We start from the raw sequence: 13,732 nt of genomic DNA, 5'->3' as shown, positions 1-13,732 counted from the left end.
TTTGAGAAATGGAAATCATATTAAAGCCGGTTGCGATTGTTAAGAATGTCCGGACTGAAAGAGAAGATGATAACTGGGGAGAGATTAACTCTGAAATTACACTGATTCCTGAAATTCCTGCCGAAGCACTCACCGGATTAAAAGAATTTTCTCATATAGAAGTGATTTTTTATTTTGATAAAATTTCCGAAGCCGATACAAAAACTTATTCCAGAATTCCGAGAGGAATGCACGGGTTGCCTGAAGTCGGTATTTTCACTCAAAGAGCAAGCAAGCGTCCGAACAAGCTCGGAGTTACAATTTGTAAATTGACTGACATAAAAGATAAAACGATTTTTGTGAAAGGGCTTGATGCAATTGACGGTACGCCTGTTCTTGACATCAAACCTGCATTAAAAGAATTTTTGCCAGATAGAAATGAAGTTACACAACCGGATTGGGTTAATGAAATTATGAAAAATTATTGGTAATATATTATAAATGAGCACCGATATCGATAATAACGAAGATTATGACGAAAAAGAAATGGGGTTTCTCGACCATCTCGAGGAACTGCGCTGGCGTATCATCAAAGCATTGATAGGAGTTGTAATTGCCGGAATTGTTGTCGGTATCTTTGTTGATTTTATTGTTGCAAATATTATTCTTGCTCCGTCTGCTCACACAATTCCGCCATTGAAAATAATTAATATAAAACCGTTCGGTCAATTTACTTTGTATATGGAAGTCGTGCTAATCGGCGGAATTATTCTCAGCATTCCTAATATTATTTATCAGTTCTGGAAATTCATCGAGCCGGCGTTAAAGCCGTCCGAAAGAAAATATATTTCCGCGATTGTAATTTTTACTTCCTTCTGTTTTCTGGCAGGAATCGTGTTTGCATATTTTGTTATGCTGCCGACCGCGCTTGGGTTCCTTTCTTCATTTGGAACAACTATGATTGAAAATTCCATAGCCATAGATGAATATGTAAGCTTCGTTATTTCAATGTGCCTTGCAGCGGGTATTGTATTCGAGCTTCCCATGGTTTCATTTTTTCTTTCCAAAATCGGAATATTGAAGCCGCAGTTTATGAGAAAATACAGGAAGCATGCGTTGATTATTATTTTAATTTTGTCAGGTATCTTAACACCGAGCCCGGACATCACAAGCATGCTTTTGCTCGCAGGTCCGCTTTTTGTTTTATATGAAATCAGCATTATTATTTGCAAGCTCTCGCAAAAAAAAACCGTTGAAGAAAATTTTGCAACAAATTGATTTATTGGATAGATGAAAGAACTTGATTTAAAAAGCATAAGCAAGCCGATTGAAAAAGAACTTGCCGAATTTGAAAAGAAATTCTCGGAAGTTCTTAAATCCAAAGTTGCCTTAATTGACCTCATCACTAAATACATTCTGCGTCAAAAAGGAAAGAAGATTCGTCCCATACTTGTTCTATTATCCGCTAAGCTCTGCGGAAAAGTTAATGAACGAACTTATATAGCCGCAAACCTTGTTGAGCTTCTTCACACGGCTACATTGATTCACGATGACGTTGTGGATGATGCAAAAACACGCAGAGGACTTGCGTCCATAAATGCTGTATGGAAAAATAAAGCAGCGGTATTGATGGGGGATTTTCTGCTTTCTAAAGGTTTGTTAATCTCGCTCGAAAACGATGAGTTTGAGTTTTTGAAATCGACTTCTGAAGCTGTAAAGCGCATGAGTGAAGGCGAGCTTTTGCAGATTCAGAAAGCACGCAACTTCGATGCAACGGAAGAAACATATTTTAAGGTTATTTCAGATAAAACAGCATCACTTATTAAGACATGCTGCAGAATCGGCGCATTAAGCACAACTACAGACAAGCAGAAAATCCAGACAATGTCAGAGTTTGGTGAAACCATCGGAATTATTTTTCAGCTTCGTGATGATTTGCTTGATTATGTCGGCAGGAAAAAGCTTCTTGGCAAATCACCGGGTAATGACCTCAAAGAAAAGAAATTTACTTTACCTTTGATTGTTGCTTTGAAAAATGCACCTGCAAAAAAATCTAAAGAAATGATGAAGTTGATTAAAAGCGAGAAGCCAAAATTTGAACATGTATATAATTTCGTAAATGAATATGGCGGAATTGAATATACTGATGGAAAGATAAGAGAGTATTCAAAACAAGCAATCAGCTTAATCTGCACATTTCCGGAAACGGAAACCAAAAAAGCACTTCTCAATCTTATTGCCTTCATCTCACAAAGACAGCACTAAGAATTTAAAATCTTTGCCATTTCAAACACTGCAATTCCATAAGACACAGAGACGTTTAATGATTGTTTAAATCCATGCATTGGTATTTCCAATGCAATGTCTGCAATATCAATTATTTCTTTAGATACTCCCGAGATTTCATTTCCGATTACTAAACACAAAGGGAAATCCTGTTTAGTCAGTTCCCAGTAATTCTTCCCTGAATCCGTGATTTCAAGAACAGCGATTTTTATTTTTTGTTCTTTGAGATTTTTTACAAGCTCAATTGGATCTTTGTGATATTCCCACGGAACACTAAGAGTTGAACCTAGTGCAACTTTATCAATTTCTTTTCTTGGTGGATATGGAGTATATCCGCATAAAAATAACTTTTCTATGAAGGCACCATCTGATGTTCTGAAAACAGAACCGACATTGAAAATGCTTCTTATGTTATCGCATAAAACGTAAATCGGTAAACGTTCATAATTCTGCAAATCGGGAATCTTCTTTCTTTGTTCTTTTATTTCAGTATTTGTTAATTTTCTCATTTTAGTTTAATCAATACAAAATATTAATAATTAATAACTTAAGTAAGTTTAAAATCTAATTACCCTTAAATTAAAAGGGTAAATTATTATACTTAATAAGAAAAATTTATTCGCTAATTTTGTTTATGTCCTTGAATGAAAAAGTCACAGATTTTTTTAAAAGTGATGGCATTTTATCAGGCAAGTTTAAGAATTACGAATTTCGTCAGAGCCAGACGGATATGGCTCTTGAGATTTTAAAGAACCTTGAAGAAAAACGCCATTTGTTTGTAGAAGCTCCGACCGGTGTCGGCAAGAGCTTCGCATATTTAGTCCCTGCTATTTACTACGCCAAAGAAAATCAAAAAAAAGTCGTTGTTTCCACTCATACAATAAATTTACAGGAGCAGCTTTTATATAAGGATATTCCTGCTCTTCATGAAATTCTTCCGGTTGAATTTAAAGCAACATTAATAAAAGGACGTTCGAATTATTTATGTCCTAAGCGACTTGCGCGCGCAATGGAAAAATCAAATAATCTTTTTGATGAAGATGAAATGAGTTTTCTTGACAAAGTTTATGCGTGGTCTTTGACAACTGAAGATGGCTCGTTATCAGACTTACCTTTTGCGATAAAGCAGAATGTTTGGAACTCAATTTGTTCGGAGAGGGGAATCTGCACCACAAAAACCTGCGGCGGTGAAAATACAGATTGTTTTTATCAGAAAGCAAAACAAAAAACTGCGGAAGCTGATGTCGTGATTGTAAATCATCATTTGTTTTTTACTTTATATGATGGAATTGGCGATAGAGAACTGGAAGGTTATTTATTCTTAAATGATTTTATAATTTTTGATGAAGCGCATACAGTTGAGGCAATTGCTGCAGAGCATATTTATCCCGCTATTTCACGTGAAGCAATTAAGTATAACCTAAACCGTTTATATAACCCCGGAAAGCAAAAAGGATTCTTACTGAGTTTTCCATCTTTGCATATTTTGCCGATTGTTCAGAACCTGTTTGATTTAACTCATCATTTCTTTTTTTCCTTAAAAGAAGAATTATTTATTATGAATGACGGCAGGTATCAACAGCTTGCAGTCAGAGTTTATGAAAAAAATATCGTGAGAGATATTTTAACCCCCGAGATTGAAAACTTGCTTGTGCAGTTAAGGGATTTAAGAAAAAACTGCAAGGATGATATTGAACTAAACGAACTGAATGATTTTATAATACGTTTTGGAGAATTTAAATTTTACATAAGCGCATTCCTTGAGCAAAAATATGACGTAAAGGAAGGCAATGAATTTGTATATTGGGTTGAACTTTCAAACCAAAAAGAGGATGCGAATATTTTTATATGCTCATCACCGATTGATATTTCGGATTACTTCGAGAAAAATATTTTCAGAGAAAATAATTCCGTTATATTAACAAGCGCAACATTGACGGTTAATAACAGCTTTGATTATTTTAAAAAACGTCTTGGCGGATATGTAGCAAATGAATTAATGCTTCCGACACAATTTGATTTTTATAATCAGGTAAAGATTTTTATACCCAACTCCATACCGCCGCCTTCAAGGAACAATGATTTATACTATATAACAGTGCTGAAAGATTGGATTTTGCATTTCATAAAGATGACTGAGGGTAAGGCATTGATTCTTTTTACAAACATGTACCTGATGAAGCAAATCGCAAATGACCTTCGCGATGTTCTGAACTCTATGAACATAAGCACTTTTGTTCAGGGAGACGGGTTTTCAAGAAAATACTTGCTCGACGAATTTAAGAAAAATATCAACTCTGTTCTGTTTGGTGTTGACAGCTTCTGGGTTGGTATTGACGTTCCGGGTGAGGCATTAAGCAATCTTATAATAACGAAGCTGCCGTTTCAGGTGCCTGACCATCCGGTTGTGAAGGCAAGAATGGAATTTATTGACTCAAGAGGCGGAAACAGCTTTATGGAGTATTCACTACCGGAAGCAATCTTAAAGTTCCGTCAGGGAGTCGGAAGATTAATAAGAAACAACAATGACAAAGGCATCATTGCAATTTTAGATAACAGAATAATTTCAAAACCTTATGGGAAATATTTTTTAAATTCAATTGATAAATGTCCCGTTGAATTTGTTAATTAAGAACCTAAATGAATAAATAAAATGGAAAACAAAGAAACAAACATTCCGGAAAAAAACGAAACTCAGGCAGATAATAAGGAAATAAAGAATTCCGTAGAACCTCAATCTGATAAACCGCAAGCTAAAGAAGCCCAAAAGGAAAACCATAAGCATGAAAATCAGGAAAAAAACCAAAATCACCGGTATAAACCTGACTTCAATGACAAAACAATTTTCTGCGATGCACGGTCGATTGCCGTTAAGATTCTTTGCCGAACTGAAAGAACCGATTCATATCTTGATAAGCTGATTGATGCAGAACTCAGAACGGATGTTCTCAATGACTTTGATAAATCATTGTTAAATGAGCTTTCGCACGGTGTTATAAGATGGATGAGGCGTCTGGATTGGTTCCTCAACGGATTTTACCGTGGTAATTATGAAAAATGCCTGCCGGAAGTCAAAAATACTTTGCGGGTTGCTATGTATCAGATTTTATTCTTAAATAAAATTCCTCATTTTGCTGCGGTTAACGAAGCTGTCGAGTTCATAAAAAAATTAAGAGGAGATAAACACGCTGCTGTTGTAAATGGCTTGTTAAGGACGATACTAAGAACGTTAAATAATCTTGTTTGGCCATCGAGAGATGTTGATGAAGTTAACTATCTTGGAATTGTGCAGTCCCACCCTAACTGGATGGTGAAGAGATGGATTGCAAGGTTCGGATTTGATGATGCGGTCAAGCTTTGTGAGTCTAATAATAAAAGACCGATTTTAAGTTTGCGTATAAACAAATTGAAAATTTCTTCAGAAGATTTTGAAAAATATCTGAATGAAAAAAATATTCAGTTCAGAAAATCGGATTATCTCAGTAATTTTTATACAATAAAGATTCTCTCGAAAATTTATGCCGATGATTATTTCAAACAGGGGTATTTTTCTGTTCAGGATATAAGCGCGGGATTTGTTGCTGAGCTTATAAAGCCACAGGAAGGGGATTTGATAATCGATTTATGTTCAGCTCCCGGTGGAAAGACAGCGCATTTGTCCGAGTTGATGAGTAATAAAGGTGAAATCATTGCAGTTGAAAAATATCTTTCAAGAATCGAGGTTATGAAAAGCAACTTCAAGCGTCTTGAAGTTAAGAATGTAAAAATACTTCATGATGATGTTAATGAGCCAACTTCGGCTGAGCTTACTGAAACTTTGGTCGGCAAAGCTGATAAAGTATTGTTAGATGCTCCTTGCTCAGGACTTGGCGTGCTTTCAAAGAAACCTGATATAAAGTGGAAAAGGGAATTTGAAGACATTAAAATGCTTCAGGATTTACAAATGAACATGATTGAAAATGCTTCTAAATATGTAAAACCGGGAGGAGTTTTGGTTTACAGTACCTGCACAACCGAGAAAGAAGAAAATATGGATGTTGTAAATCAATTTTTGCAGAATCATCCGGAGTTTGAAATTGATGCTGCATCAAAATACGTTACTGATAAAGTTGTGAATTCAGATGGCGTGATTGAAGTGTTTCCTCATACTCACCATATAGACGGAAGTTTTGCGGCACGACTGGTAAGAAAATCATAAAAATTAAATAATATATTAAGTATAAAAAAAGCCCGTTTTGATTTCTCAAAACGGGCTTTAATATTTTACTAAAGCAAATTACTTAGCATCTTTCATGTTAGTTACCGGTTCTTTTCCTCTTTTCTTTCTTGTCTTCTTCACACCTTGTTTTCTGTTTTCCATCATTTTCTTATCAGCGTCTGAAAGAGCAGGGATACACAATACCTGACCCGGATAAATTAAGTTCGGATTCGGGATTGTTGTTTTTACTCCCTTAGGTGCTGAAATCACACCGTTCTTATTTGCTTCCCAGATTTTTGGCCAGTATCTTGGATTTCCATAGATATTGCTTCTTCCGGCAATCTTGTATAAGCAATCACCTTTAACAACGGTATATTGCTGTGCACATGGTTTACCCTGGTCGCAAGTTTCCATTTTCTTTTTCATTGCCTGATATCTGTCCCAGAATTCGTTCAGACATTTTATCTTTGAAGCTGAAATTGCAGCAAAGCAATCTTTTGCATTTTTGCAATCAGTGTTTACTTTCTTTTCGCAAGCTTCAAACTGGCTTCTGAAAGCATCCACGCCGGCTTTATCGGTTCCGACAGATGCATAAAGATCGTTTTGTGCTTTAAGCAGCTCAGCATCAAGCTGAGAAGAACGGTTTCTTAAAGCATCGATGTCTGCATTCAATGAATTAAGCTGATTAATTAAATCAGTCTTTCTTGCGTTAAGCTCATCCATTTGTCTCTGCCATTCTTCCATCGTCATTTCTTCACTGACCGTTCCGTCATCATCACAGCAATCATCTTGTGCCATAGCATTTACGGATGCAAACAAGGTAAATGCAAGCATAAAAATCAGTAATTTATAAAACTTCATATTATTATTCTCCTTTTATAAATTTTTGTTTAAAATTAAGGACATCTTTTCTGAACGTTACCAATTTCGTTCAGGTATGCTTTCACTTTTGCATCTTTGTCAGCAATCTGTCTTTCTAACTGTGATTTTTGTGATTGCGCATCATTAACCTGTGACTGAAGAGATTCAACTTCCGCTCTCAAATCATTAAGCTGCTGCATTTGTTCGGGGCTTGGTCCGCCTCCACAACCGACCAAGTAACCGGATATTACTAAACTTATAATTATTAAGTATAACCTCATTGTGATTCTCCTTTGTTAATGGTTGAATTTGAGACAAATATAACTCAATATTATTCATTTTTCAAGATATATTATTTATTTACAGTTAATTAATGCATCATATTTTGCAAATAAAAAACCCCTTAGCTATTCACTAAAGGGTTCTTATAAAAATGAAAATGTAGGGTATATTTCTATTTTTCGTCGAAATAATCACCCATTTTGAAACGCATATTTGCTAATACTGTAAGCGCTCCAAAACCACCGCTTGACGTAGTTCCAAGTCTTACCGATGGTCCAAATGCAAATGAAGTCTGACCGAAACCTTCAGCAATGTCTGCAATGAAGGCTTCTACCAATACCTGATAGTTTCTTATGCCGCCCCAACAATTGTCGATTCTGACGTCAAACAATGAACCTGCAAGACGCATTTCTCTTCCAAGGAAGCCGGCGTGGAATTCACCGAGATATTTTGCAAAATATACCTTTGCGGTAGTTGAACCGAATGTTCTGAACGGGTATCTGAATTCAAAATTTGTATAACTTCCTTCAACAACCAGGTTCGGCATGAATACCGAATCCTGTAAAGGATAAAGAGCATTTTGAACTTTTACAGGTCTGTCTTCCTGTTTAGAAGTAAGAGTTGTGTAATAACCAACCTGGAAAAAGTTACCGAACGGAATAACATAATTAACTTCAAGTCCTAACTCAGGAGCAAAAATATTATTATAATTTGCTAAAGAAACTCCATCTTCGGGAGTGATAACCGCGGCACTTTCGCTGCTGCTTCTATCTAATGTTAATTCCTTAATCCTTGTTGAGATACCCACTGATGCTCCTAATAGGTGGAAAGCAGCGCCAACCATTTCGCATTCCATTGGTCCTGAATAAGGTGTTCCCTGCATAAAGGAGAAACCGAATCCTCTTTTAATCGGTACACCAAGAGCCGGACCGCCGAATGCCTGAAAATAAGGACTGATATATGCGGTTGTGTTTTTAATTTCTCTTTCCTTTTGAGGAGGAGCAATTAATTCTTTAACTTTAATTCTTCTTATGACATCAATGAAAACGGATGCATAATTTAATTTCTTTTTGTTTAGATTTTCTTTGTTTGTCCCAACCCAATTAATCAATCCTTCCTGAACTGTTGGTGAAAGCTGCGACCATGCATAACGCAAAGCATCAGGAGAAGATTCGTCACCAATAACAACATATTGGTTTAAGGGCTGTGGGTCTTGAATGTTTACTGTTATAACGTAAGATTCAAGTTTTGGGTCAATGAGAAGGTCATCTTGCAGCTTTATAAAAATGCTGTCATCACCTGAACGTGCAAAGATTCTGAAGTATTTCCATGTTCTAGGGTTATCCTCTCTCTCTTCCTGAGCATAAGAATTTCCGAAAAAACTTGCGGAAATGACTAAAGTGAACAAAATAAATAAAAGTAGTCTTATTTGTGAGGTTTTTTTCATATACTGGATTTAGTTATTAAAAATGATGCCCTGCAGGTAATCTGCAGGGCAAATATCTTACCACTCGCCAAATTGGAATACTCCTGTTTGAGTAAGTGAGTGTCCGGCGATTTTGTCCTTAACTGATACCTGGAAGCCGACTGAATAAGGGGCGTCTTTATTATCAGTGTAATTATCGAAAGCTGTTTTGGATTTTAAGAAATTAAGTGTAACATCATACGTATTTGGTCCTGATTGATTTACAGTTACCGGACCTGAGAAATTCACATCAAGATTTCCCGGGAAGTCATCGTTAATTGTTATACGATAACCGACAGTTCCCTGAATTGACCTGATGGAAACGTTTTCACCTGCAGGAACAAGTCGCTGCAATGAAATCTTTGGTTTTTCATTAGGTTTGGTTGTAACATTCTTTGATGTTGTTCCGACTCTTAATGTTATAGTTGACTGCCCGCCGGTTACGAATGACTTTGTACCTTTCGGAGGAATAGTTGTTATTCCTACGACTTCCATCGGCTGGTCATACGGGTTGGTTAAGCTTTGTTCAGCAAACTGGTAAATGGTTACGTTTCCTATTCTTATTTCCTGAATTTCTTTTGGTTCAATTATCTGTTCTTCTTTCTGCTCAATCTGCTGTCTCTGCTCCGGAGTTAAATTTAAGTTCGGAGTTGTTGTATTAACGGTCAGATTTGGATTAACCTGCTGCTGTACAACCATTAACTGCTGACGTGTAATCTCAAGCTGTTTTCTTAACTCTTCCGGATTTGTGAACTTTTTGTTGGTATCGAATTTTATTTCGGGTACCAGTCCCAGGGCAAGAAGTGAATCAAGAATTTTTTTCAAAGAATCGGCGTATTCTTTCTCAACTACCTTCTCTTTCTGTATAACTTCGGTAAGATCAAGGTTTGCTCCTTTCAGCGCAATAACGCAAACCACGAAGATATACAGCATCTGGTAAATGATAAATTTTACATCTCTGGTTTTTTTCATATCTCTACAATTTAAAAGATTAAACCGGTTAAACCGGTTCTAAATTTTTTGTTATCGTTTCCCTGCAATATATACAAGATTTTCAAGAGATTTTGTAGTTGCAGCATCTTTCATGTTGTTCATTGTTTCGGTTAAGAAATGTGCTGTAACCTGTAATTCTTTTAAAACTTTTTCATCAGGTAGTTTCATTGAATTGATATTCGAAATTATCTGGTTTATCGATTCAAGGTTTGTTCTGATAGTTTGAGTTACTTCTGCTGATTTATTTGAAGCCTCTATTACATTCATATATGTCTGCGAAACTTTTACAAGCTCGGTTATAAGCTTATCATCTATTACTTTAATGTTGCCGAATCTGTTAATATTTTCTGTGAGTGCTTTCAGATTATTAGAAAATTTCTCATTCAAGTCGTTGGTTAATTTAACGACTGCATACATTCTTTCAAGCTGTTCGTTTGTAAGTGCAGGTGCCTGACCTTTTCCGCCGCCTACGCCGAGTGAGGATTTCAGTTCATTAAGTATAGAAACATTAACATGTTCGGTTTTCTTAAAGAAATATTCAGATTCGATTTTTCTTATTTCTTCTATTATTCGCTGATATTTCAATGCTTGCGCGTCAAATACAGACTCAAATAATAAAGCAATTGCAAGAATGATAATCGATTTAATTTCGAAAGGAACCGAGAACCCGAGGAAGATTACCGGACCTTCTTTAATAGACACAAGCAAAATTGCAGCACCGATAAGAGGCAATGCAGTTCCGATACCGTTGACGATACCGGAGTATCCGTCTATTATTCTTGAAACACTGTTTTCGGATGTTCCTTTTTTGGTTATTTCTTCTTTAAGGGCTCTGTTGCATGAAACAGCAACCAAAATAAAAATAAGATAAGCAACTAAAGGTATCCACCAGAACATAAGAGGTTCAACACCGGAATTTAAAATTTGTGAACCGGGGAAAAGCATACTTGCAAAATTAACTGCAATCTTCCCGAGGAAAGGAACATTGCCAACATCAATGAAGAATGATAAAATCAATACAATGAATGAAGGCAGTGCTGCTTTCAAAATAAAGCCTGCACCCTCTTTGTTAAGGCCTTCAAGCTTTTCCTGAATAAGATATTCTCTTATTTCATTTAATTCTTTATCGGTCTTTAGGAGGGAATTGATTTTTTCCTGAACATTTCCGGAGAATCCGTTTGTCTGTTCAGTCAAGGTTTGATCTATATTTGAAGCCATTGTTATGGATTAGTTTATTTTAATAAAACGTTGTAGTTTCGACTACGACAAAATTAGTGAGTATTTATTTTAATGTCAATTACTATTTTTTGTTGAATAAAATTAACTAATTTAATTTTCCCGTCAAATGATTTAAGTCAGGAAAATGAATTTAATCATTATTTCAAAAAAATGATAATGCTTTTCAAGTATAAAATAAATGTATATTTTTTAAAATACAAAGTATAAAAACTGATGAATTATTGCAAAATACTTAATAAACTCAATAAATATAGTCAGTTAATTTTTCCAGTTTTCCGTTAAAAAAACTCATTATTGATAATGAATGATTGATTCTGTTTTTCAAAACAATGTTGTTTTGGATGCCGGGGTAATCAATTTGCTGGTTTAAGTAATTTTGTAATTTATTTCTGCTTAAATTATTTTCACAGGATTGCAGAAGAAAATTCATTGAATTATAGCCAAATAAATAATTTCTCAATTCACTTTCGGAAAAATTCTTTCCTGAATAAACATTACTCAATGAATCATTTAAGTAAAAATCACATTCATAATATAACGTTTTTATATTATTTTTGTTCTGCAATAAAGTTTCCTTATTATTCCAATCACTTGAACCAAGAACCGGCAAATCGGGGTAATATTTGATTAAAAGAGGAGAGATTACATTAATATCTGCAGGGCTTGCGATGGATATATAAATAGCGTCGGGTTTTTGTGTATTTATGGTGTTTTTAAATTTTATAAAGCCGCTTTCAATTAAATCTGCATTGTCGTAATAAAATGTATCAATTATTGTGCCATCGTTTTTATTAACTTCATTGATAAATGGTTGTGAAAAAAATCTTCCGTATTTATTTTCGCTGAGGACAAGAATGTTTTTAAAATTCAGTTCCTTAACAGCATACCTTGCCATTGATGAGCCGCGAATTGTATAATCAGGATTTAATTGAAAAAGATATTCTGATTCAGATGCAAGATTGTCAGCCGTTGCTGTCGGAGAAATTATGGGAAGCTTCAAAGTACTTGCCATGCTTTTCATTACATACATTTCAGCGCTGAATATAGGACCTAAAACCGCAATGACGCTGTTATCTTTTGAATATGAAAGCATCATATTATAAAACACTTCAGGATTTTTTTGCGTGTCGCCGAGCTTAATTTCAATTTTTGTTTTTGGATTGCTTGCTTTATATTCGTTGTAAGAATCTGTTACCCCTTTAAGTATATATTCACCTACTTTTTTATCCGCATCGCTTCCTGACTCTGACATAAGTGGAAGCGCAAGTCCGATTTTTTGCTGGGCTGACACACTATTGCCAGCAATAAAAATAAAAAGGGCAATAAAAAAATATTTAATCTTTTTTGTCATTATACTTTTCGTAAGCATCAATAATTTCTTTTACTAATCTGTGGCGGACTACGTCTGTTTTATTAAAATAAACAAATTCAATTCCTTCAATCCCTTTGAGTATGTTTTGTATTTCAACTAATCCTGATATTTCCTTTTTAGGAAGGTCAATCTGCGTAACGTCTCCGTTAATGATTGCCTTTGAGTTTGCCCCTATCCTGGTCAAAAACATTTTCATCTGCATAGCAGTAGCATTCTGCGCTTCATCAAGAATGAGAAATGCGTTGTTCAAAGTTCTTCCTCTCATATATGCAAGTGGAACAACTTCAATCACGTTTCTTTCCATATAGGTTTTCATCTTTTCAATAGAAATTAAATCTTCAAGAGCATCATATAAAGGGCGTAAATATGGGTCAACTTTTTCAGACAGGTCGCCCGGAAGAAATCCCAGGCTTTCGCCTGCTTCAACAGCAGGTCTTGCAAGAATTATCTTATTGATTAATTTATTCTTCAACGCAGCAACAGCAAATGCAACGGCAAGATAAGTTTTGCCCGTTCCTGCAGGACCGATTGCAAAAACTATGTCGTTATTGTTGATTGCGTTTGTGTATTCGATCTGTGTTTGTGTGCGAGGTTTTACGAAGTCATTTTTCTTAAACAGAATTATATTTTTTAAATCCTGAGTGTTAACATTAAACTTTTTGTTAAAATTGTTAAGCCTGTCTTCGTTGCTTTCAATAAGCTCAAGTATGAGCTTTACGTCATCGTTTTTTATTGTCCCCTGTTTTTTTTGAAGGAACAGAAGCTCGCTCACGACTTTATCGATTTTTTCAAGCTCTTCGTTTTCAGCTTTAATATAAAGTGTATCACCGCGAAGGGTTATGTTTCCGTCAAAGCTGTCTTTAATAAGGTTCAGTTTTTCATCATTAAAACCTGTGAAGTCGAGTAAATCAGCGCCGGTAAGTTGTATTTTTTTTTCAGTCATTTGAAAGTATCAGTATCTAAAATGTAAATTTTGTAGACTGTTAAAATTTTTAAATTTAATAAATAATTAAATTTCTTTGGATTCCCGACCGGAGTTTATCCGTACTGGATACGG

The 13,732-nt window shown here is 35.3% G+C and carries 13 protein-coding genes; 5 read left to right on the top strand and 8 right to left on the bottom strand.

The features are described 5' to 3' along the window. Positions 1-8 precede the first annotated feature (8 nt). Genes tsaA through VHP32_11770 form a run of 3 tightly spaced genes read left to right on the top strand, consistent with a single transcriptional unit; the run spans position 9 to position 2,244 of the window. A complete protein-coding gene (gene tsaA, locus VHP32_11780; GenBank protein HEX2788568.1) occupies positions 9-470 on the top strand; it encodes a tRNA (N6-threonylcarbamoyladenosine(37)-N6)-methyltransferase TrmO in 462 nt (153 codons plus the stop codon). A gap of 10 nt (positions 471-480) precedes the next feature. Beyond that, a complete protein-coding gene (gene tatC / locus VHP32_11775) occupies positions 481-1,257 on the top strand; it encodes a twin-arginine translocase subunit TatC (protein ID HEX2788567.1) in 777 nt (258 codons plus the stop codon). Positions 1,258-1,269: 12 nt separating this feature from the next. Further along, a complete protein-coding gene (locus VHP32_11770) occupies positions 1,270-2,244 on the top strand; it encodes a polyprenyl synthetase family protein (GenBank protein ID HEX2788566.1) in 975 nt (324 codons plus the stop codon). Here the strand turns inward: VHP32_11770 and VHP32_11765 are convergent. Beyond that, a complete protein-coding gene (locus tag VHP32_11765; protein HEX2788565.1) occupies positions 2,241-2,774 on the bottom strand; it encodes an RNA methyltransferase in 534 nt (177 codons plus the stop codon). The two genes, VHP32_11770 and VHP32_11765, sit on opposite strands and share 4 nt — an antisense overlap. Positions 2,775-2,899: 125 nt before the next feature. Here VHP32_11765 and VHP32_11760 point away from each other — a divergent pair, with 125 nt between their 5' ends. Together VHP32_11760 and rsmB are read left to right on the top strand one after the other, a co-directional pair. Continuing rightward, a complete protein-coding gene (locus VHP32_11760) occupies positions 2,900-4,897 on the top strand; it encodes a helicase C-terminal domain-containing protein (protein ID HEX2788564.1) in 1,998 nt (665 codons plus the stop codon). A 21-nt stretch (positions 4,898-4,918) separates the two neighbouring features. Next, positions 4,919-6,463 (top strand): 16S rRNA (cytosine(967)-C(5))-methyltransferase RsmB, encoded by a 1,545-nt coding sequence (gene rsmB / locus VHP32_11755; GenBank protein ID HEX2788563.1) that lies wholly within the window; start codon positions 4,919-4,921, stop codon positions 6,461-6,463. Between the two features lie 78 nt (positions 6,464-6,541). On the opposite strand, the gene VHP32_11750 is transcribed toward rsmB, so the two are convergent. The 7 genes from VHP32_11750 to VHP32_11720 all read right to left on the bottom strand — a co-directional run bounded on the left by VHP32_11750 (position 6,542) and on the right by VHP32_11720 (position 13,618). Then, positions 6,542-7,324 (bottom strand): LysM peptidoglycan-binding domain-containing protein, encoded by a 783-nt coding sequence (locus VHP32_11750; GenBank protein ID HEX2788562.1) that lies wholly within the window; start codon positions 7,322-7,324, stop codon positions 6,542-6,544. Between the two features lie 35 nt (positions 7,325-7,359). After that, positions 7,360-7,605, bottom strand: coding sequence for a hypothetical protein (locus VHP32_11745; protein ID HEX2788561.1), 246 nt, complete (start codon positions 7,603-7,605; stop codon positions 7,360-7,362). 173 nt (positions 7,606-7,778) lie between these two features. Next, positions 7,779-9,053 (bottom strand): hypothetical protein, encoded by a 1,275-nt coding sequence (locus tag VHP32_11740; protein ID HEX2788560.1) that lies wholly within the window; start codon positions 9,051-9,053, stop codon positions 7,779-7,781. Positions 9,054-9,110: 57 nt separating this feature from the next. After that, on the bottom strand, positions 9,111-10,043 hold the full coding sequence (locus VHP32_11735) for a hypothetical protein (protein HEX2788559.1): 933 nt from the start codon (positions 10,041-10,043) through the stop codon (positions 9,111-9,113). A 51-nt stretch (positions 10,044-10,094) separates the two neighbouring features. Further along, complete coding sequence (locus tag VHP32_11730; GenBank protein HEX2788558.1) at positions 10,095-11,282, bottom strand: hypothetical protein; 1,188 nt, start codon at positions 11,280-11,282, stop codon at positions 10,095-10,097. 262 nt (positions 11,283-11,544) lie between these two features. Further along, positions 11,545-12,654: an ABC transporter substrate-binding protein gene (locus VHP32_11725; protein HEX2788557.1), complete on the bottom strand. Its 1,110-nt coding sequence runs from the start codon at positions 12,652-12,654 to the stop codon at positions 11,545-11,547. Continuing rightward, complete coding sequence (locus tag VHP32_11720; GenBank protein ID HEX2788556.1) at positions 12,638-13,618, bottom strand: PhoH family protein; 981 nt, start codon at positions 13,616-13,618, stop codon at positions 12,638-12,640. The genes VHP32_11725 and VHP32_11720 overlap by 17 nt, the downstream gene beginning before the upstream one ends. Positions 13,619-13,732: the final 114 nt, after the last annotated feature.

It is taken from the genome of Ignavibacteria bacterium, from assembly GCA_036262055.1.
In the GTDB taxonomy this organism is placed as follows: Bacteria; Bacteroidota; Ignavibacteria; order Tepidaquicellales; family Tepidaquicellaceae; genus DATAJP01.
Note: the sequence above shows the minus strand (reverse complement) of the source record. Positions and strands in the feature narration are given on the sequence as shown.

Excerpts from the sequence above, each read along its gene's own strand:
- VHP32_11765 (HEX2788565.1), bottom strand. The coding sequence starts at position 2,774 with ATGAGAAAATTAACAAATACTGAAATAAAAGAACAAAGAAAGAAGATT.
- VHP32_11735 (HEX2788559.1), bottom strand. The coding sequence starts at position 10,043 with ATGAAAAAAACCAGAGATGTAAAATTTATCATTTACCAGATGCTGTAT.
- rsmB (HEX2788563.1), top strand. The coding sequence starts at position 4,919 with ATGGAAAACAAAGAAACAAACATTCCGGAAAAAAACGAAACTCAGGCA.
- VHP32_11740 (HEX2788560.1), bottom strand. The coding sequence starts at position 9,053 with ATGAAAAAAACCTCACAAATAAGACTACTTTTATTTATTTTGTTCACT.
- VHP32_11725 (HEX2788557.1), bottom strand. The coding sequence starts at position 12,654 with ATGACAAAAAAGATTAAATATTTTTTTATTGCCCTTTTTATTTTTATT.
- VHP32_11720 (HEX2788556.1), bottom strand. The coding sequence starts at position 13,618 with ATGACTGAAAAAAAAATACAACTTACCGGCGCTGATTTACTCGACTTC.
- VHP32_11730 (HEX2788558.1), bottom strand. The coding sequence starts at position 11,282 with ATGGCTTCAAATATAGATCAAACCTTGACTGAACAGACAAACGGATTC.
- tsaA (HEX2788568.1), top strand. The coding sequence starts at position 9 with ATGGAAATCATATTAAAGCCGGTTGCGATTGTTAAGAATGTCCGGACT.
- VHP32_11770 (HEX2788566.1), top strand. The coding sequence starts at position 1,270 with ATGAAAGAACTTGATTTAAAAAGCATAAGCAAGCCGATTGAAAAAGAA.
- VHP32_11745 (HEX2788561.1), bottom strand. The coding sequence starts at position 7,605 with ATGAGGTTATACTTAATAATTATAAGTTTAGTAATATCCGGTTACTTG.
- VHP32_11750 (HEX2788562.1), bottom strand. The coding sequence starts at position 7,324 with ATGAAGTTTTATAAATTACTGATTTTTATGCTTGCATTTACCTTGTTT.
- tatC (HEX2788567.1), top strand. The coding sequence starts at position 481 with ATGAGCACCGATATCGATAATAACGAAGATTATGACGAAAAAGAAATG.
- VHP32_11760 (HEX2788564.1), top strand. The coding sequence starts at position 2,900 with ATGTCCTTGAATGAAAAAGTCACAGATTTTTTTAAAAGTGATGGCATT.